Raw genomic sequence first — 16,851 nt, 5'->3', positions numbered from 1 at the left:
TTTCGAAAGTACTAAAATGAGCGATTCCGTAAAGCGTGTGGTTCTGGCCTTTTCTGGCGGTCTGGACACGAGTGTTATATTGAAGTGGTTGCAGCAGGAATATAGCTGCGAAGTCGTAACATTTACTGCCGATTTGGGGCAGGGCGAAGAATTAGGCCCGGCACGTAAGACGGCTGAGATGCTAGGCGTGAAACCCGAGCATATTTTCATTGATGATCTACGCGAAGAATTTGTGAAAGATTATGTCTTTCCGATGATGCGGGCCAACGCTCTTTATGAAGGGCTATATTTGCTCGGCACATCGATTGCACGGCCGCTGATTTCCAAGCGCCAGATTGAGATTGCCAAGCTGACCGGTGCTGATGCTGTATCCCATGGTGCAACCGGAAAGGGTAATGACCAGATTCGCTTTGAACTTGGCTATTATGGCTTGAACCCCGATGTGAAGGTAATCGCGCCATGGCGCGAATGGGATTTGACCAGTCGGACGCGTCTGATTGAATTTGCTGAAAAACACCAAATCCCTGTGCCGAAGGACAAGCGCGGTGAAGCGCCTTTCTCAACCGACGCGAATATGCTTCACACATCGTCCGAAGGCAAAGTGCTGGAAGACCCTTGGGAAGAAGTGCCGGATTATGTCTATTCGCGGACTAATAATCCCGAAGACGCGCCGGACAAGCCGGAATATATCACCATCGACTTTGAACGCGGTGATGGTGTTGCGATTAATGGCGAAGGCATGAGCCCTGCGACCTTGTTGGAAAAACTCAATGATTATGGTCGTGAGCATGGCATTGGCCGGCTCGACCTAGTCGAAAACCGCTTTGTCGGTATGAAATCACGCGGTATGTACGAAACGCCGGGGGGAACCATTTATCACGCGGCCCATCGCGGGATTGAACAATTGACCCTCGACAGCGGCGCTGCGCATATGAAAGACGAACTGGCCCCGCGCTATGCAGAGCTTGTCTATAACGGCTTTTGGTTCGCGCCAGAGCGGGAGATGTTGCAGGCTGCAATTGACAAGAGTCAGGAACGTGTGACCGGAACGGTTCGGTTAAAGCTTTACAAAGGTTCAGTGAACGTAGTCGGTCGTAAGGCGGACGTGAATTTCAATCTCTATAGTGAAGATGTGGTGACCTTTGAAGATGACGCTGGCGCTTATGATCAGAAGGATGCTGAAGGTTTTATCAAACTTAACGCCCTGCGGTTGCGGCTGCTGGGCAAAAGAGACGGTTGAGCTGATCTGACATGCTAATCGCGCTTTTCTTATTGTTGGTCGGTTTCGTTGTCCTCATCGTCGGTGGTGAACTGCTGGTACGTGGTGCGGTTCGGGTCGCCGAGCGGGCAGGCATGTCGGAATTGCTTATTGGTCTCACGATTGTGGGCTTCGGGACGTCGGCTCCTGAACTGGTGGCGAGTGTCGAGGCGGCACGGGCAGGATCGCCCGGTATCGCCTGGGGTAACGTTGTGGGATCGAACTTGGCTAATAGCCTGCTGATCTTGGGCACGGCATCTTTGATTTTACCCATGGCTGTACCGCGCGGGCCGTTATGGCGGGATGGTGGTCTGGCGTTGGTTGCGACTGTTGTCCTTTGGTTTGTGGCCAAAACAAGTGGGATCACTGTCGCCATTGGTGCCGGTTTTCTTATCCTTCTTTGCGCGTATCTCAGCTATGCCTATTGGGCCGAACGAACCCAACCCGTCGGCGCAAGTGCTCTGCACGAGAAGGCAGAGTCGCTGGAAGTTACCGACACCCATCTGCACGACGAGGAGCCGCTCTGGCGCTCCATTCTTATCCTTATCGGCGGGATTATACTAATCGTCGCGGGTGGCCGCTGGCTTGTGGAAGGGGCGGTTGACCTGGCGCGGCTGGTGGGGCTGAGCGAGGCTGTCATTGGTCTGACGGTCATCGCTATCGGAACCTCACTGCCGGAACTGGTGACCTCGGTCATCGCGGCTTACAAGGGGGCGAGTGCGGTTGCGCTGGGCAATGTGCTGGGCTCGAATATCTTCAACCTGCTGCTGATTGGCGGCGTTACGGCGGTGATTGCACCGGGGACGATCCCGGCAGAGATTACCAATTATGGGTTGCCCTTGCTGATTGCGACATCGGTGCTGCTGATGATCTTCGCTGCTACCGGGCGGAGAATATCGCGGTGGGAGGGGGCGGTCCTCCTGATCATTTATATTGTACAGCTCGTTTACAATGTGGTGGCTGTTTAAGCCCTTTTACGGCTGTTAAAGGTTACGAAAGGGCCGCGGAGATTGACTCTGCGTTTATATTTCGATATTACTGGAAATATGGAAACGATTCGAAACCATACCGCCGTCCATGCCCTCTCTGCATTGGCGCAGGAGCATCGCCTGGCGATATTTCGCTTGCTGGTGCAGGCGGGGCGCGGCGGATTGCCGGCGGGGCAGATCGCCAAACAACTCGATATGCCAGCCAGTTCGCTATCTTTTCACCTGTCGCACCTTAAAAATGGCGGTGTAGTGAGTGACGAAAGGGATGGGCGATCGATCATCTATCGCGCCGATTTTCAGGCGATGAACCAGCTGATGGCGTTTCTCTTGGAAAATTGCTGCGAAGGTGACGGCTGTGAGTCGGCCGATGCAGCTGATGCATGTATGGAAGGACAAGACGCATGAAAAGATTTCACTTGAACCTGAAAGTCTCGGATCTCGAAAAATCCCGTGCCTACTATGCGAACCTGTTCGGTCAACAACCGGCCGTGGTGAAACCCGATTATATCAAGTGGATGCTGGACGATCCGTTTATCAATTTCTCGATCGAGCCCGCCAACGATGAAATCGGCATCGCCCATGTCGGCCTGCAGGCGGAAAGCCCGGAGGAATTGCAAGGGGTCTATGAGCGCATACAGGACGCCGCCGGTCCACGGTTTGAGGAAGGCGCGACCACCTGCTGCTATGCCTCATCAGAGAAAAACTGGACACAGGACCCTGACGGCCTGATCTGGGAAGCCTTTTACACCGACGGACAGGTCACCCATTATGGGAAGTTACCAGACCTTGGCAGCGGTCAATCCGACGCTGCGTGCTGCTTGAACTAAGGCGCGGAAAATGGGGGATTTTTCAAGGGCGCAGGAGCTCGGCGCCGAAGCGCTGGGTTCATTTTTCCTGTTTGTCACCGTGGTTGGCTCCGGGATCATGGCCGAAAATCTGGCGGACGGGAATGTCGCTATCGCTCTGCTCGGCAATACGCTGGCAACCGGCGCGATATTATTTGTGCTGATCGCGATATTGGCGCCGATATCCGGAGCGCATTTCAATCCGGCAGTCACTTTCGTTATGGTCTTGCGTAAAGAACTGACACTGAAAGGTGGCGTTTTGTTTGTCATTGCGCAACTAATCGGTGGTCTGATTGGCGTCTGGGCGGCGCATGTCATGTTCGAAATGCCGGTATTCCAGCTGAGCGAGAAAACCCGAACCGGTGGCGGCCAATGGCTCGGCGAGCTGATCGCGACTTTCGGATTGCTGTTCACGATATTGGGTACAGTGCGCTTTCGCCCCGATTGGGTGGCACCAGCGGTAGGGCTCTATATCTCGGCGGGATACTGGTTCACCAGTTCGACCAGTTTTGCCAATCCGGCAATCACAGTGGGCCGCGCTTTTTCCAACAGCTTCGCCGGAATCGCGCCCATGGATGTGGCGGGATTTGTCGCTGCCCAATTTGTCGGCGCGGCATTGGCCTGGCTATTGGCGCGCTGGTTGCTTGATCCTGCGCCCGGAGCCCAGACGCAGCATCAAAATTAAGGCGTTGCAAATTTGGGAATCAGTCCCTAAATAGCAGTCATCCCGACATTGTGAGATTTTGAAGGGGCTGGCGCCAGACGGGGCCGGCAGCGCAGACTTATTCGTCATTCCAGCGGAAGCTGGAATCTTTTTTAAGAGAGGCGCACTGCCAAGGGAGATCCCAGCTTTCGCTGGGATGACGATGAAAGAAAGAACCAAATTTGACTGATATGACTGCCATTATGAACCTGATCACACCGGAAGCGGAAGCTTTGGGTTTTGAGCTGGTGCGTGTGCAGTTTGTCTCCGGCTCGGATGAGCCCACATTGCAAATCATGGCAGAGCGTCCGGAAACTGGACAGCTGGGCATTGACGATTGCGCAGCCTTGTCGCGCCGTATTTCGGCGAAATTTGATGAGCTGGAAGAAGAGGGCCTTGACCCGATTGAACATGCTTATCGGCTGGAAGTCAGCTCGCCCGGTATCGACCGCCCGCTAACCCGCGCAAAAGACTACGCGAATTGGGCCGGGCATGAAGCGCGGATCAATCTGATCGAGGCGGTTTCGGGCAAGAAACAATTGCGCGGCTTGCTAGACGGCATCGAAGGTGAGATAATAGCGATTGACGACAAGAAGGCGGGGCGTCAAACGACCACTCTCGACAACGTGCATAGCGCGAAGCTGATTCTGACCGACGCCCTGATTGCTGCGACCATCCCGGTTTCTGCCGATGGCGCGGACGAAATTGAAGAAGACACTCTAAACGAAGAACAGGAAGACTAATCATGGCCAGTGCCATTTCTGCAAATAAGGCTGAATTGCTAGCTATCGCCAATGCCGTTGCATCGGAGAAGATGATCGACAAGGCTATTGTGGTCGAAGCGATGGAAGAGGCGATCCAGAAAGCTGCGCGGGCCCGTTACGGCGCCGAGAATGATATTCGCGCCAAGCTCGACCTGCAAACCGGCGATCTGCGTTTGTGGCGTGTGGTTGAAGTGGTTGAGGAAGTCGAAGACTATTTCAAGCAGGTTGACCTGAAACAGGCTGAAAAGCTCGAAAAGGGTTCGAAACTGGGTGACTTTATCGTTGACCCACTGCCTGCTGTTGATCTTGGCCGGATTGATGCGCAGTCCGCGAAACAGGTTATCTTCCAGAAAGTCCGCGACGCAGAGCGTGAGCGGCAGTTTGAAGAGTTTAAAGACCGCGCTGGTGAAATCATCACTGGTGTCGTGAAGTCGGTAGAATTCGGCCATGTCGTCGTTGACTTGGGCCGCGCCGAAGGCGTCATCCGCCGCGACCAGCAAATTCCACGCGAAGCCGCCCGTGTTGGCGACCGCGTCCGTTCGCTGATCATGAATGTCCGCCGCGAAAACCGCGGGCCACAGATTTTCCTGTCCCGCGCGCATCCTGATTTCATGAAGCTCTTGTTTGCGCAGGAAGTTCCTGAAATTTATGACGGCATTATCGAAATTAAAGCCGCCGCCCGTGACCCTGGCAGCCGCGCCAAAATCGGTGTGATCAGCCAGGACAGCTCAATCGATCCGGTCGGCGCCTGTGTGGGTATGAAGGGTAGCCGTGTGCAAGCCGTCGTGCAGGAAATGCAGGGCGAGAAAATCGACATCATTCCTTGGTCCGACGATATCGCGACCTTTGTAGTGAACGCATTGCAGCCCGCAACGGTAAGCCGCGTGCTGATCGACGAAGAGGAAGGCCGCATTGAAGTGGTTGTTCCTGATGATCAGCTGAGCCTCGCCATTGGTCGCCGCGGACAGAATGTCCGTCTCGCGTCCCAGCTGACCGGTTTGGCTATCGACATCATGACCGAAGCCGACAGCAGCGAGAAGCGTCAGGCCGAATTTGCCGTACGCACCGCGATGTTCCAGGAAGATCTCGACGTGGATGAAACCTTGTCGCAGCTTCTGGTTGCTGAAGGCTTTAGCGAGATGGAAGAAGTCGCTTATGTCGCGCCCGAAGAGCTTTCGAATATCGAAGGCTTTGACGATGAACTGGCTGCCGAGCTGCAAAGCCGTGCGCTGGAAGCATTGGAGCGTCGTGAGGCGGCTGCCAAGGCAGAGCGTACCGAGCTTGGTGTTGAAGATGCCATTGCCGAACTGCCTTACATGACCGAAGCGATGCTGGTGACCTTGGGTAAAGCAGGCCTTAAGACCCTCGACGATGTTGCCGATCTGGCAACCGACGAGCTGGTTCTGAAGCGCAAAGCCGAACCACGCCGCCGCAATGACAATCGCAAGCCAGAGCCCGATGGCGTGCTGGCGCAATATGGTCTGACCGAAGAGCAGGGCAATGAGATTATCATGGCCGCTCGTGCGCACTGGTTTGACGACGAGGAAGAGGTGGCTCCGGCTGCTGACGCCGAGGCAGAAACAGGGGAGGACGCTAATGCGGAAGCTCCCCAATGAGACGCCTTCTAAACCTTTAGATCGCGCACCACACCGTAAATGCATATTGACTGGGGAAAGCCTTCCTCAGGAAGCGTTGGTGCGTCTGGCGCTCAGCCCTGACAATGCCATTGCACCGGACGTCCGGGCCAAAGCGCCCGGTCGGGGTGCATGGATCAGTGTGGATCGCAGTGCGTTGGAAACGGCGCAAGCCAAAGGCATTTTGAAAGGCGCATTGGCCCGTGCTTTCAAAACCGGTACGCTCACTATACCCGATGATCTGGCGGGGCAGGTTGAAAAAGCGCTCGAACGCGCCACATTAGACAGGTTAGGGCTGGAATCGCGCGGCGGGATGCTCCTAACCGGTTCTGAAAAGATTGAAACGGCGGCACGGCAGGGCGATTTAAATATGCTCTTGCACGCCGCTGATGCCGGCCGTGACGGGTCAGCGAAACTGGATCAGGCCTGGCGCGTCGGCAGCGACCGTGAAGGACAGGATGTCCGGGGTCAGATATTGCCGGTGGACCGACAGGGCCTTTCTGTGGCATTGGGCCGTCAAAATGTCGTGCATATCGGAATAACCGACAAGCGCGCAGCGGGGCGAATATCGCACATGCTGGATAGATGGCGTCACTTTATCGGGTCTGATAAGGTAGGTGGTGCCAGTGATGACGGTGGTGAGGCGGAGAAGAAAGTTGCGTGAACTGATTGTAAGTTGATCAGTTAAGATATTGAAGTAATGAATTTTTTAAGGATTAAGTCTGTTCGATGAGTGATGATAACAAAGATACCGCAAAGCCTGCACGCAAGCCTCTGGGACTAAAGCGTTCGGTAGAGCCTGGTGAAGTCAAACAGACGTTTAGCCATGGACGGACCAACAAGGTCGTCGTCGAGGTCAAGCGCCGCAAGCTGGTGGGTAAGCCTGGTGCTCAGGAGGCCGCCAAGGAAGTCGTTCCGGAAATCCCGGCACCGGCTCCCGCGCCTGTTGAAGCGAAGAAGCCGGCACCGGCTCCTAAGCCGAAGCAGGAAGACGTGCTGACCCGTCAGGAAAAGCAGGCGAAATTGCTACGCGAGGCCGAAGAAGCCCGTCTGGCCGCCATGGAAGAAGCGCGCAAACGCGATACCAAGGCCAAGAAAGACCAGACCGCCGACGAGAAAAAGCGCGCCGAAGACAAGCGTAAGGCGGAAGAAGAAGCCGCTAAAAAGGCTCAGGAAGAAATTAAGGCGGCGGAAGAAGCCGCTGTTGCTGCGGCTGCCGAAGCGGCAGAGGAACCAAAAGCTGCCGAAGCCAAGCCAGCAACCAGCGGCACGTCACATCCGCCTGCACGCAAATTTACACCGGTTGAGGCTCCGAAACGGCCTGAACCGAAGCAGAAACCGAAAACCGGACGCAGTGATCGTGGTGATCGCCGTCAGTCTGGCAAGCTGACCGTTAACCGCGCGCTACGCGGGGAAGACGGCGCAGCACGTGCACGTTCGCTTGCGGCGCTGAAACGCGCGCGTGAAAAAGAAAAGCGGGCGCAAATGTCCGGTCAACCGCGTGAACCGCGTGAGAAGCAGATTCGCGATGTGATCGTGCCGGAAGCGATCACCGTGCAGGAACTCTCCAAGCGTATGGGCGAAAAGGGTGCTGATCTCGTCAAATCCCTGTTCAACATGGGCTCGATGGTGACCGTCAACCAGACAATTGACCAGGATACAGCCGAGCTGCTGGTCGAGGAATTTGGCCACAATATCCAGCGTGTGTCCGAGGCCGACGTTGAAATTGATACGGAATCGGATGTCGATCCGGAAGAAACGCTGAAGCCGCGTCCTCCGGTGGTGACAATCATGGGCCATGTTGATCATGGTAAGACATCGCTGCTCGACGCTTTGCGCGGAACCGATGTGGTTGCTGGCGAAGCGGGCGGCATTACCCAGCATATTGGTGCGTATCAGGTCAAAATGAAGTCAGGCGACAAGGTTACGTTCCTTGATACACCGGGCCATGAGGCCTTTACCAGCATGCGTCTTCGTGGCGCCAATGCGACCGATATCGTGATCCTGGTGGTGGCTGCCGATGACGGGTTGATGCCGCAAACGATCGAGGCGATCAACCACACCAAGGCGGCCGATGTGCCGATGATTGTGGCGATAAACAAGATCGACAAGGAAGGCGCTGACCCGATGCAGGTGCGCACGCGTCTGCTGGAGCATGAAGTGATCGTCGAGGAAATGTCCGGTGACGTGCAGGATGTCGAGGTTTCTGCGCTCAAAAAGACCAATCTCGAAGAGCTGATCGAGAAAATCCACTTGCAGGCAGAATTGCTTGAACTCAAAGCCCGTCCGGATCGTCCGGCTGAAGGCATTGTGATCGAGGCAAAGCTGGACAAGGGCCGCGGTCCTGTGGCCACCGTTTTGGTCCAGCGCGGCACGCTGAAACGCGGTGATATCTTTGTTGTGGGCTCGCAAACCGGTAAAGTCCGGGCGATGATCGACGACAAGGGCGCACAGCCCAAGGAAGCCGGTCCATCGGTTCCGGTCGAAGTACTGGGTCTGTCCGGCGTACCGTCTGCCGGCGACAAGCTGACCGTGGTCGAGAATGAATCGCGCGCTCGTGAAGTCGCGACCTACCGTGCAGAGCAAGAAAAACTGCAACGCACGACGCAGGCGCCGACGAGTCTGGAGAACATGTTCTCTGCGGCTGCGGACAGTGCAGTGGAATTCCCGCTGCTCGTCAAAGCCGATGTGCAGGGCAGTACCGAAGCGATTGTCCAGGCGCTGAACAAGATATCCAATGACGATATCAAGGTCCGCATCCTGCACAGCGGTGTCGGCGCGATCACCGAATCCGACGTGACCTTGGCGAGTGCCAGCAAGGCCCCGATTATCGGCTTTAACGTGCGCCCCAATGCCAAGGCCCGCGAAATTGCCAAGCGCGATGGCGTCAGGCTGAAATATTTCGACATCATCTATGATCTGACCGATGAAATCCGCGCCGAAATGGCCGGTGAACTTGGTCCTGAGAAGATCGAGAATGTCATGGGCCGCGCCGAGGTCAAAGAGGTGTTCAAGTCCGGCAAGCGCGACAAGGCCGCTGGACTGCTGGTCACCGAAGGCTCTCTGCGCAAAGGCCTGTTCGCGCGGCTTACCCGCGAGGATGTTATCGTCAGCGCGACAACCATCGCTTCGCTGCGCCGCTTCAAGGACGATGTCGAGGAAGTTCGCGCTGGCATGGAATGTGGTGCGGTGCTCGAGGACACTAACGACATCAAACCGGGCGATATGCTGGAAGTCTTTGAGGTTGAAGAGAAAGAACGCGTTCTTTGATCTAGATACTGATTGGAAAGGGATGCCATGAGTGACAGCTTTTTTGACAGGCATCCCATTCCACCGGCACCGAAGACTCTAGGGTGGGAGCTGTTAGCCGAATATCCGTCAGAGGGCCGCATCGAGATAGCGTTCCGTCCCAATGGCACGATGCTCAATCCGCGTGGAACAGTGCAAGGTGGATTCGTGGCGGCGATGCTGGATGACACAATGGGCCCCGCCCTGGTGTCGATGACGGACGGAAAAGAGGCGCCGATCACGATCGATATGAACGTGACTTTCATCCATCCTGTGTCGTTGGAGCGGGTTATAGGAAAAGGGCGCGTTATATCGCGAACAAAAACGACTGCTTTTCTGGAGGCAGAATTGTTTGATGAAACCGACAAGCTATTGGCTCGCGCTACGTCAACAGCGCGCATAATAGGTATAAAATAATGGCAAAATATAACGACACATCTCCTGAAGGCCGCTCGGTAAGGCTTCTGCGTGTGGGCGAACAGGTCCGGCATATCTTGTCGGAGCTGCTGATGCGTGGGGAAGTGCATGATGATGTGCTCACTTCTCACTCGGTCAGCGTGACTGAGGTGCGCATGTCCCCGGATTTGCGCCATGCGACGGTATTTGTGAAACCTTTGCTGGGCGCGAATGAAGCGGATGTGCTCAAGGCTCTGAAAACGAATACTGCTTATTTTCAAAAGCAAGTCGCCAGCCGGGTGAAGATAAAATATGCCGCAAAGCTCAAATTTCTCGCTGACGAGAGCTTTGATACAGCCGAGCATATCGAGAATTTACTGAACAATCCAAAGGTTGCTCAGGATTTGAGCAAGGAAGATTGAACCGGAAAATCCCAATTAATGGTTGATCGTCACCGCGAAATTGTTTCAGGGTCTCGCGAGATGTTGAAACACATTCAGCATGACGAAAGACTGAGGCGATCCGATGGCCAAGCTGTATTTCTACTATAGCTCGATGAATGCGGGCAAATCGACCACCCTGCTACAGGCGGATTTCAATTATCGCGAACGCGGCATGCAGACGATGCTGTGGACGGCAGCATTGGATGATCGCGAGGAAGAAGGCTGGATCCATTCGCGCATCGGTCTGAAAAAGAAAGCGCATCTGTTTGAGAAAGAGACAGATATGCTGGTAGCGATCAGTATGCAGCATGAAGATACAACGTTGGATTGCGTGCTCATTGATGAAGCGCAATTCTTGACCAAGGATCAGGTTTTTCAAGTTGCATTGGTCGCCGATCAGCTCCGCATACCGGTCCTCGCCTATGGTCTGCGCACCGATTTCCAGGCGGCGTTATTTCCCGGTAGTGCACAGTTATTGGCGATTGCCGACGAACTTGTTGAACTCAAAGCAGTCTGTGAATGCGGCAGTAAATCGACGATGAATATGCGCGTCGATGAAGAAGGCAATCCTGTGCTGGCCGGCCAACAGACGGCAATTGGCGGCAACGAGCTCTATGTCGCGCTCTGCCGCAAGCACTTCATGGAAAAACTTAATGGTTAGCCTTCGTCATCCCAGCGGAAGCTGGGTTCTCCTTAAGGTTGCGCACCATTTCGACGAGATCCCAGCGTGCGCTGGGATGACGGTGTAGAGAGAATGGCAAAGCTCGCTCAAGTACTGGAAGAATTTCCGGTACGTCTGGAACCCTTGGCCGGACATCATATCGAACCGCTGCGCGCTGCCTGTGCAGAGGATCAGGAGATTTGGGATATTTACCCGGTTTCGATGCTGGATGACCATTTCGATGAGGCGATGAAGACATTCCACAGCACCGACAATTGGGTGCAGCTCGCTGTGATAAACACAGAGACCGAAAAGCTGGTCGGTATGAGCAACTATATTAATCCCGACTTCAACAGCAAAGTCATCGAGATAGGCGGCACCTATATCGCGCCATCAGTCCGCGGTAGCGGTTTCAACGATGTCATGAAAAAGCTCATGATCGACCATGCCTTTGCCTGCGGCTTCACTCGCATCGAATTTCGCGTGGATACACGGAACACACGCTCCATGGCGGCGGTGCTCAAATTGGGTGCCAAGCATGAAGGAACGCTGCGGAAGAACCGGATCACCTGGACTGGCTTTATTCGCGACACGGCTGTATTTGGCTTGCTCCAAGAGGAGTGGGCGAACCGGTAATGACAGATGATGTGAATGGCTGGGTACAGTCGGCCGACGCGTGGATTGCTTCCATCGGCGAGCAAGGCGACTGGACGCGGCGTACCTTTTTGGATGCTGTCATGCTTGATCGTGCAACTGCAATTGGTGGCAGGTTTCTCGACGTGGGGTGCGGGGAAGGGCGGTTTGTCCGCATGCTGCAAGAACGTGGTATGTCCGGATCGGGCATTGATCCGGTATCAAGTCTTATCGAAACAGCGCAAAAACGCGATCCAGAGGGTGACTATGCTATCGGCATTGGCGAGAAGCTGGCCTTTGAAGATGCCAGTTTCGATCTGACCATTGGCTATTTATCGCTGATTGATATTGAAGATTTTCGTGCAGCCATTGCAGAAATGACCCGCGTAACAAAACCTGGCGGATCTTTGCTTATCGCCAATCTGACCAGCTTTTTTACCGCCGGAAAGTGGAATCGCGGCCTGACTGGCTCCGCGAAAAGCTTTCAGATGGATAATTATTCCGAAGAGCGTGCAACACGCGAAAAATGGGCAGGCATTGATATCCTCAATTGGCATCGTCCCCTAAGCGCCTATTTTGAGGCTTTTCTGGGTAACGGATTGCAGCTCACCTATTTTTCAGAACCAACACCGCCCGACCAGAATGACTCGAAAAGTGACCGTTACACGCGGGTTCCTGGTTTTCTGGTCATGGAGTGGAAGAAGCCGATTTAGGCGGCGCGAGTAAATATTTTACCCGGGTATATTGACTCGAATATTATCGGGGTATAAATGCACGTCCGAAAGGATTGGTCATGACCACTTACACAGCATTTTCAGAAGCAAATTGGTTAGCAACGGGGACTCGCTCAGAAATTATTGACACCTTGCGGGCTCTGCCCGAGGTCAAACGCAGCTCGGACATATTGGTTTTCGATGACGAGACCGGCAATCAAATTGACTTTGATTTGCGAGCTACCAGTGAAACAGAAGCACCGGCAAAGCGGGGCCGTCCCAAGCTTGGCGTGGTTTCCAAAGAAGTCACCTTGCTTCCGCGGCATTGGGACTGGCTTGCTAAACAATCCGGCGGGGCATCGGCAACATTACGCCGACTGGTTGAACAGGCGCGGAAAACCGGTACAGACAAACGAACCGGGCAGGATGCAGCTTACCATTTTCTGACCGTCATTGCGGGCGATTGGCCGCAATTTGAGGAAGCGATACGGGCCCTATATGCAGATGACCGGGAACGTTTTGAATTGCTTTCCAAGCAATGGTCGGCTTCTGTCCGCGATCACGCTATTGGTTTGGCATGGCCGAAATCGTGAGACTATTTTCTAGGAAATATATTTGAAACCGCATGGCTGGATCATACTCGACAAACCATTGGAGCTAGGCTCGACACAGGCTGTTGGCGCGGTGAAGCGCAACTTGCGTGAGGCCGGATTGCTCGGGAAGGGCAAGGATAAGACCAAGGTCGGTCATGGCGGGACGCTGGACCCGTTGGCCACCGGGGTTTTACCGATAGCGCTGGGTGAGGCGACAAAGCTGTGCGGGCGGATGCTGGATGCGTCGAAAGTCTACGAGTTTACGGTGGCTTTTGGGAGCGAGACCGAGACGCTGGACGCGGAAGGGGAGGTGACCGAGGCTTCCGATCATTTGCCGACACTGGCGGAGGTCGAGGCCATATTGCCGCAATTTACCGGGCCGATTGATCAGATACCGCCACAATATTCCGCTCTGAAAATTGATGGCAAGCGCGCTTATGATCTGGCGCGGGCCGGTGAAGCGGTTGAGATGAAGATGCGGAGTGTGACGATATATGCTCTCTCCGTTTCCTCTCCCCTTGAGGGAGAGGACGGCGATGCTTGTGAGCGGAGCGAACTAGCTAAGCTTGGTGAGGGGTTGAGAGAGAGCGCCCAGCCAGACCCCTCTCCAACTCGACTAGGGCAGCAAGCTGCCAAGTCTCCGTTTCCTCTCCCTCAAGGGGAGAGGATAGATTCTGTTACCCTCATCGCCAATGTGTCCAAAGGCACCTATATCCGCTCTCTGGCCCGGGATATCGCGCGCGCACTCGGTACCGTCGGCCATGTCACGATGCTGCGCCGCACCAAGGCGGGGCCGTTTACGCTGAAACATGCGATTTCGCTGGACAAACTCAATGAAATTGGTAAGGGCGCGGACATTAAAGATTATCTCTTGCCACTTGAGGCAGGGCTGGACGACATCCCGGCTGTTGACCTCACTCCTGATCAGGCAAGACTGCTTCGGCAAGGCCAAGTGCTGGACGAACAGGAATTGATCGGGAACCCGCCAAATGACGGGCTTTTTCTAGCGACCGAAGATGGTTCTCCGGTTGCCTTGGCAGAGCTTGTTGTTGGAACCGTAAAGGTTGTTCGCGGATTTAATATGTAAAGATGTTCGAAGGAAAAATAAGATTATGACGATTACCGCAGAAAAAAAACAGGAACTGATTGAAAAATTCGCCCAGACAAAAGGCGATACCGGTTCCCCGGAAGTACAGGTTGCAGTCCTCACCGAGCGTATTGTGAACCTCACCGAGCATTTTAAAGGCCATCACAAGGACAACCACTCCCGTCGTGGTTTGCTGATGATGGTCAACAAACGCCGCAGCTTGCTGGACTATCTCCGCAAGAAAGATGCGGCCCGCTATTCCAAGTTGATTAAAGACCTTGGTCTCCGGAAATGACGCAATCGTTCGGCCCGCTTTCGCGGGCCGATTACGTATTGGGTCATCCCCGCGCAGGCGGGATCCATCTCTAGCTGGTGCCTATAGCCGCTGGCTCAGGAGATAGGCCCCCGCCTTCGCGGGGGCACAAGTAAGGCATATCTTCACAATAAGGTGGGGATTGCCAAGATTCGGAAGCGCTAATAGCTTCTAACCGCTGTTCAGCCGGATTGCTGGACAAATGAAAGCCCCCGCACTGCATAGGGCAGGCGGGACAAAGGAAAATACGAATGTTTGATGTAAAGAAAGTTGAAATGGAGTGGGGCGGACAGACCCTCACCCTCGAAACGGGCCGTATTGCCCGTCAGGCTGATGGCGCGGTTCTCGCGACCCTCGGCGAAACGGTTGTACTCTGTGCAGTGACAGCCGCCAAATCGGTACGCGAAGGACAGGATTTCTTCCCGCTGACCGTCCACTATCAGGAAAAATTCTCAGCCGCTGGTCGTATTCCAGGCGGTTTCTTCAAGCGCGAAGGCCGTGCGACGGAAAAAGAAACGCTGACATCGCGTTTGATTGACCGTCCTTGCCGCCCGCTGTTCCCCGAAGGTTTCTACAACGAAATCAACGTGATCTGTCAGGTGATGAGCTATGACGGTCAGAACGAACCCGATATTCTGGCGATGGTTGCGGCTTCTGCTGCGCTGACCATTTCCGGCGTTCCATTCATGGGCCCCATTGGTGCGGCTCGTGTCGGTTACAAAGAAGGCGAATATCAGCTGAACCCATCCATGGAAGAAGTTGCCGAAGGCGAACTCGACCTGGTTGTAGCGGCCACACCTGGCGCTGTGATGATGGTGGAATCGGAAGCTAAAGAGCTTTCCGAAGACGTCATGCTCGGTGCTGTTCAGTTCGCGCATGAAGCATCCAAGGATGTTGCTGGCCTCATCATCGATCTGGCTGAACAGGCTGCGAAAGAGCCTTGGGAACTGGCTTCTGCCGAAGATAATAGCGATATCAAGGAAGACCTGCGCAAGCTGGTTGGTGACGATATTGCTGCGGCTTACAAGAAAACCGACAAATCAGAGCGTTCAGACGCGCTGAATGCGGTTCGTGAAAAAGCCAAAGAGAAATATGCCGAAGAAGAAGGCCAGGTTCAAATGACCGCTGGCAAGATGGTCAAGAAGCTGGAAGCGGAAATCGTTCGCGGAGCGATCATCAAAGATGGCACCCGTATTGATGGCCGTAAGCTGGATCAGGTTCGCCCGATCGAAGCCATGGTTGGCTTGCTGCCACGGACCCACGGTTCGTCCTTGTTCACCCGTGGTGAAACACAGGCAATCGTGACCACGACGCTTGGCACCAAAGATGCCGAGCAGATGATCGATGGTCTGGACGGATTGAGCTACACCAACTTCATGCTGCACTATAACTTCCCGCCTTATTCGGTTGGTGAAGTAGGGCGTTTTGGTTTCACCAGCCGCCGCGAAACCGGTCATGGTAAGCTCGCTTTCCGCGCGCTGCGTCCGGTATTGCCGACAGTTGAAGACTTCCCGTACACGATCCGGGTTCTCTCCGACATTACCGAGTCCAACGGTTCATCTTCGATGGCGACCGTTTGTGGCGGTTCATTGGCGATGATGGATGCAGGGGTGCCCTTGGCGCGTCCGGTTTCCGGTATTGCGATGGGTCTGATCCTTGAAGGCGAAGATTTCGCTGTTCTCTCCGACATTCTCGGCGACGAAGATCATCTCGGCGACATGGACTTCAAGGTGGCCGGTACCGAAAAAGGTATCACCTCCTTGCAGATGGACATCAAGGTAGCCGGCATTACGCAGGAAATCATGAAGTCTGCTCTGGAACAAGCCAGTGGCGGCCGTGCGCACATCCTTGGCGAAATGAGCAAAGCTCTGTCATCGGTTCGTACTGAAATGTCCGAACATGCTCCGCGTATCGAAACGCTGCAGATCAACAAAGAGAAGATCCGCGACGTTATCGGAACCGGCGGTAAAGTGATCCGCGAAATCGTTGCGGAAACCGGCGCGAAGGTTGATATTGATGACGAAGGCCTGATCAAGGTTTCTTCTTCTGACAAATCCCAGATCGACGCGGCTCTGGCATGGATTGCTGGCATTGTGGAAGAAGCCGAAGTTGGCAAAATCTATGATGGTAAAGTCGTGAACCTCGTCGACTTTGGCGCATTTGTGAACTTCATGGGCGGCAAAGACGGCCTCGTCCACGTCTCTGAAATCAAGAATGAGCGTGTCGAGAAGGTGGCTGACGAACTGTCCGAAGGGCAGGAAGTCAAGGTCAAGGTTCTCGAAATCGATCAGCGCGGCAAGGTTCGCCTGTCGATGCGGGTTGTTGATCAGGAAACCGGTGAAGAGCTGGAAGACACACGTCCTCCACGCGAAAGCAAACCACGCGGCCCGCGCCGTGACGGCGGCGGTGGCCGTGGTCGCGGTCGTGATGGCGGCGGTGGACGCGGTCGTGGTCGTAACAACGACAATGACGGCGGCAAAAAAGATGGCGGCGGCGATATTCCATTGCCAAGCTCGATTACCGAAGACTAG

At 54.7% G+C, this 16,851-nt stretch carries 18 protein-coding genes; all 18 read left to right on the top strand.

Annotated features, from left to right (window positions below; translation table 11 throughout):
• Positions 1-16: 16 nt before the first annotated feature.
• The 18 genes from J4G78_RS03560 to pnp all read left to right on the top strand — a co-directional run bounded on the left by J4G78_RS03560 (position 17) and on the right by pnp (position 16,851).
• Entirely contained in the window at positions 17-1,240 is a 1,224-nt protein-coding gene (locus J4G78_RS03560; RefSeq protein ID WP_207988534.1) for an argininosuccinate synthase, read from the top strand.
• A gap of 11 nt (positions 1,241-1,251) precedes the next feature.
• Positions 1,252-2,226, top strand: a complete 975-nt coding sequence (locus J4G78_RS03555) for a calcium/sodium antiporter (protein WP_243457205.1) — start codon at positions 1,252-1,254, stop codon at positions 2,224-2,226.
• Positions 2,227-2,268: 42 nt separating this feature from the next.
• Positions 2,269-2,652, top strand: coding sequence for an ArsR/SmtB family transcription factor (locus J4G78_RS03550; RefSeq protein ID WP_445669904.1), 384 nt, complete (start codon positions 2,269-2,271; stop codon positions 2,650-2,652).
• Positions 2,649-3,074: a VOC family protein gene (locus J4G78_RS03545; RefSeq protein WP_207988532.1), complete on the top strand. Its 426-nt coding sequence runs from the start codon at positions 2,649-2,651 to the stop codon at positions 3,072-3,074. Before J4G78_RS03550 ends, J4G78_RS03545 begins: the two co-directional genes overlap by 4 nt.
• 10 nt (positions 3,075-3,084) lie before the next feature.
• Positions 3,085-3,777 (top strand): aquaporin, encoded by a 693-nt coding sequence (locus tag J4G78_RS03540; RefSeq protein ID WP_207988530.1) that lies wholly within the window; start codon positions 3,085-3,087, stop codon positions 3,775-3,777.
• Positions 3,778-3,977: 200 nt separating this feature from the next.
• Complete coding sequence (gene rimP, locus J4G78_RS03535) at positions 3,978-4,538, top strand: ribosome maturation protein RimP (RefSeq protein ID WP_375140351.1); 561 nt, start codon at positions 3,978-3,980, stop codon at positions 4,536-4,538.
• Between the two features lie 2 nt (positions 4,539-4,540).
• Positions 4,541-6,175, top strand: a complete 1,635-nt coding sequence (nusA, locus tag J4G78_RS03530; RefSeq protein ID WP_207988528.1) for a transcription termination factor NusA — start codon at positions 4,541-4,543, stop codon at positions 6,173-6,175.
• Positions 6,156-6,857, top strand: a complete 702-nt coding sequence (locus tag J4G78_RS03525) for a DUF448 domain-containing protein (RefSeq protein ID WP_207988526.1) — start codon at positions 6,156-6,158, stop codon at positions 6,855-6,857. The genes nusA and J4G78_RS03525 overlap by 20 nt, the downstream gene beginning before the upstream one ends.
• A 65-nt stretch (positions 6,858-6,922) precedes the next feature.
• On the top strand, positions 6,923-9,463 hold the full coding sequence (gene infB, locus J4G78_RS03520; RefSeq protein ID WP_207988524.1) for a translation initiation factor IF-2: 2,541 nt from the start codon (positions 6,923-6,925) through the stop codon (positions 9,461-9,463).
• 27 nt (positions 9,464-9,490) lie between these two features.
• Complete coding sequence (locus J4G78_RS03515) at positions 9,491-9,898, top strand: PaaI family thioesterase (protein WP_207988522.1); 408 nt, start codon at positions 9,491-9,493, stop codon at positions 9,896-9,898.
• Positions 9,898-10,299, top strand: a complete 402-nt coding sequence (gene rbfA, locus J4G78_RS03510; protein ID WP_207988520.1) for a 30S ribosome-binding factor RbfA — start codon at positions 9,898-9,900, stop codon at positions 10,297-10,299. Before J4G78_RS03515 ends, rbfA begins: the two co-directional genes overlap by 1 nt.
• 103 nt (positions 10,300-10,402) lie before the next feature.
• On the top strand, positions 10,403-10,981 hold the full coding sequence (locus J4G78_RS03505; RefSeq protein ID WP_207988518.1) for a thymidine kinase: 579 nt from the start codon (positions 10,403-10,405) through the stop codon (positions 10,979-10,981).
• A 93-nt stretch (positions 10,982-11,074) separates the two neighbouring features.
• On the top strand, positions 11,075-11,617 hold the full coding sequence (locus J4G78_RS03500; protein WP_207988516.1) for a GNAT family N-acetyltransferase: 543 nt from the start codon (positions 11,075-11,077) through the stop codon (positions 11,615-11,617).
• A complete protein-coding gene (locus J4G78_RS03495; RefSeq protein ID WP_243457204.1) occupies positions 11,617-12,327 on the top strand; it encodes a class I SAM-dependent methyltransferase in 711 nt (236 codons plus the stop codon). Before J4G78_RS03500 ends, J4G78_RS03495 begins: the two co-directional genes overlap by 1 nt.
• 80 nt (positions 12,328-12,407) lie before the next feature.
• A complete protein-coding gene (locus J4G78_RS03490; protein ID WP_207988515.1) occupies positions 12,408-12,920 on the top strand; it encodes a DUF2239 family protein in 513 nt (170 codons plus the stop codon).
• A gap of 22 nt (positions 12,921-12,942) precedes the next feature.
• Positions 12,943-14,007 (top strand): tRNA pseudouridine(55) synthase TruB, encoded by a 1,065-nt coding sequence (truB, locus tag J4G78_RS03485; protein WP_207988513.1) that lies wholly within the window; start codon positions 12,943-12,945, stop codon positions 14,005-14,007.
• A 25-nt stretch (positions 14,008-14,032) separates the two neighbouring features.
• On the top strand, positions 14,033-14,302 hold the full coding sequence (gene rpsO / locus J4G78_RS03480) for a 30S ribosomal protein S15 (RefSeq protein ID WP_108812664.1): 270 nt from the start codon (positions 14,033-14,035) through the stop codon (positions 14,300-14,302).
• A gap of 269 nt (positions 14,303-14,571) precedes the next feature.
• Entirely contained in the window at positions 14,572-16,851 is a 2,280-nt protein-coding gene (gene pnp, locus J4G78_RS03475) for a polyribonucleotide nucleotidyltransferase (protein ID WP_207988511.1), read from the top strand.

Source organism: Parasphingorhabdus cellanae, assembly GCF_017498565.1.
Lineage (GTDB): Bacteria > Pseudomonadota > Alphaproteobacteria > Sphingomonadales > Sphingomonadaceae > Parasphingorhabdus > Parasphingorhabdus cellanae.
Note: the sequence above shows the minus strand (reverse complement) of the source record. Positions and strands in the feature narration are given on the sequence as shown.

Excerpts from the sequence above, each read along its gene's own strand:
- J4G78_RS03560 (WP_207988534.1), top strand. The coding sequence starts at position 17 with ATGAGCGATTCCGTAAAGCGTGTGGTTCTGGCCTTTTCTGGCGGTCTG.
- J4G78_RS03555 (WP_243457205.1), top strand. The coding sequence starts at position 1,252 with ATGCTAATCGCGCTTTTCTTATTGTTGGTCGGTTTCGTTGTCCTCATC.
- J4G78_RS03545 (WP_207988532.1), top strand. The coding sequence starts at position 2,649 with ATGAAAAGATTTCACTTGAACCTGAAAGTCTCGGATCTCGAAAAATCC.
- J4G78_RS03540 (WP_207988530.1), top strand. The coding sequence starts at position 3,085 with ATGGGGGATTTTTCAAGGGCGCAGGAGCTCGGCGCCGAAGCGCTGGGT.
- nusA (WP_207988528.1), top strand. The coding sequence starts at position 4,541 with ATGGCCAGTGCCATTTCTGCAAATAAGGCTGAATTGCTAGCTATCGCC.
- J4G78_RS03525 (WP_207988526.1), top strand. The coding sequence starts at position 6,156 with ATGCGGAAGCTCCCCAATGAGACGCCTTCTAAACCTTTAGATCGCGCA.
- infB (WP_207988524.1), top strand. The coding sequence starts at position 6,923 with ATGAGTGATGATAACAAAGATACCGCAAAGCCTGCACGCAAGCCTCTG.
- J4G78_RS03515 (WP_207988522.1), top strand. The coding sequence starts at position 9,491 with ATGAGTGACAGCTTTTTTGACAGGCATCCCATTCCACCGGCACCGAAG.
- rbfA (WP_207988520.1), top strand. The coding sequence starts at position 9,898 with ATGGCAAAATATAACGACACATCTCCTGAAGGCCGCTCGGTAAGGCTT.
- J4G78_RS03505 (WP_207988518.1), top strand. The coding sequence starts at position 10,403 with ATGGCCAAGCTGTATTTCTACTATAGCTCGATGAATGCGGGCAAATCG.
- J4G78_RS03500 (WP_207988516.1), top strand. The coding sequence starts at position 11,075 with ATGGCAAAGCTCGCTCAAGTACTGGAAGAATTTCCGGTACGTCTGGAA.
- J4G78_RS03495 (WP_243457204.1), top strand. The coding sequence starts at position 11,617 with ATGACAGATGATGTGAATGGCTGGGTACAGTCGGCCGACGCGTGGATT.
- J4G78_RS03490 (WP_207988515.1), top strand. The coding sequence starts at position 12,408 with ATGACCACTTACACAGCATTTTCAGAAGCAAATTGGTTAGCAACGGGG.
- rpsO (WP_108812664.1), top strand. The coding sequence starts at position 14,033 with ATGACGATTACCGCAGAAAAAAAACAGGAACTGATTGAAAAATTCGCC.
- pnp (WP_207988511.1), top strand. The coding sequence starts at position 14,572 with ATGTTTGATGTAAAGAAAGTTGAAATGGAGTGGGGCGGACAGACCCTC.